This is a genomic window from Nonomuraea longispora (assembly GCF_004348345.1).
In the GTDB taxonomy this organism is placed as follows: Bacteria; Actinomycetota; Actinomycetes; order Streptosporangiales; family Streptosporangiaceae; genus Nonomuraea; species Nonomuraea longispora.
Window position 1 is genome coordinate 1 of sequence record NZ_SMJZ01000418.1, and the last position, 1,656, is coordinate 1,656.

Sequence of the window (1,656 nt, forward strand, 5' to 3'; positions counted from 1 at the left end):
GCTAGCCCCGTTTTCCGCACATGAGTGATCTTCAGCGGAGGTCTCGTGGATCGATGTCGAGGAGATCCAGGAGATGGAGTTGGAGGTCGGTGGGTTGCGGGATGGTCGGGGGTGACTGGCCGGTGCCCGGGATGAGCCGGATGCCGGCCAGTGCGTCGAGGATGAGCTTGCCGGTGGGAACGGCGGGACGTCCGGCGTACAAGCCGTTGACCTTGGTCTTGTCCTGGGCGGCCAGGGTGTGGCGAACCTGGCGTTCGATCAGGCAGAAGATGAGCAGGGCCAGGCAGATCACGGTGATCAGCGCGTTGATGCGGCGGTTGTTCTTCAGATACAGGTTGGTGACGGCCAGCGGGCCCTTGAACGCCTGGTGGCGGCGTTCGACGGCTTCTTGGCCTTTATAGTGGCGCAGGACCTGTTCGGCGTCGGCCTGGTCGGGGCTGAGGTTGGTCAACAGGGCGTACCAGCCGTCGGTGGCGGCCTCGGCGTCGATCGCGTTCTGGTCGAAATTCCAGGTCAGAGTGGGTTTGCCGGTGGCTGGATCGGTGCCGGTCACCGCGACCAGATAGGTGGTCACCCGCCGGGCGCGGCCGATGGCGGTGACGCGGTCGGTGACCGCCTGCTCGGTCGGGTAGTGGCGCCCGCCCAGGCCGCGTTCCAGCCGGGCCAGATCGTCGCGGGCGCGCTCGAGTTTCTTGGCCCGGGCGGTGGCCGCGGCCTGGGCGCGGGCCGAGGAGTGCACGAAGATGCGGCGCAGGGTCAGGATCGGGTCCTTCTTGCGCGGCCCGGCCAGCGTCATGTCGTCTTCACTCACGTGCCAGGTGCCGCGCCGCCCGGCGTCCTTGCCGGCGTCGCGGGCGGCGACGTAGTCCACGGGGTGTGCCTGGTCGAGCCGCTGTCCGGCCAGCGCCTGGGCCGACACATAGGTCTTGGAGGCCGGGGCGATGAAGGCCACCTGCTCGGCGGTCATCGCGGCCAGGTTCGCATACGAGATCAGCTTCGAATCGCCGATCATCAGCATCGGCTGGGGGCCGGCCAGCCGCTGCAGCGCCTGCATCGCCGGTATGACCTGGCCGACCTCGCCGGCCCCGCCGTCATAGGAGCGGTGAAAGACCGGGATCGCCCCGTCGGAGCTGACGGCGAGCCCGGCCTGGATCTGCTTCAGATCCGGCCGGCGGTCTTTGGGATGGCCGAACTTCGGCGCGGCGAAGCCGGGCTCGGCCTGCTCGAAGTCGCCCTGCAGCGAGATCGAGGTGAGATCCCAATGCAGGCGTGTCACATCCACGCCGAACGCCTCGATCGCGGCCAGCCCGACCGAGCCGGCCAACTGGTCCAGGTGCGGGGCGACGGCATCCAGAGCGCGGCCGATCCGATCATCGTTGAGCAGGCTGGGCTCCACCCCGAACGCCTCACCCACAGCCCAGGTGCGCGCCCACTCCTGCACATGCACCAGCGGAGCCGGAGAGGTCAGCCGGTTGGCCACCAGCACCTCGATCACCTGCCCGTGCGTCAACTCGGCCACGTCCCGCACCGGACAAGCCGCATCCACCAGCTCCCGGATCCGCAGCCGCGAGCAGAACGCGGCCACCACCGGTAATGCTCCGAGCATCTTCTCGACACTGGCCTGGCCCCACTGCGCACGCTGCCTCATCTGCCAGG

The 1,656-nt window shown here is 68.8% G+C and carries 1 protein-coding gene; it reads right to left on the reverse strand.

Annotated features, from left to right (window positions below; translation table 11 throughout):
* Positions 1-31: 31 nt before the first annotated feature.
* Positions 32-1,656, reverse strand: a 1,625-nt coding sequence (locus tag E1267_RS47035; RefSeq protein WP_246064752.1) for an IS1634 family transposase, incomplete at its 5' end; no start/stop codon positions are given.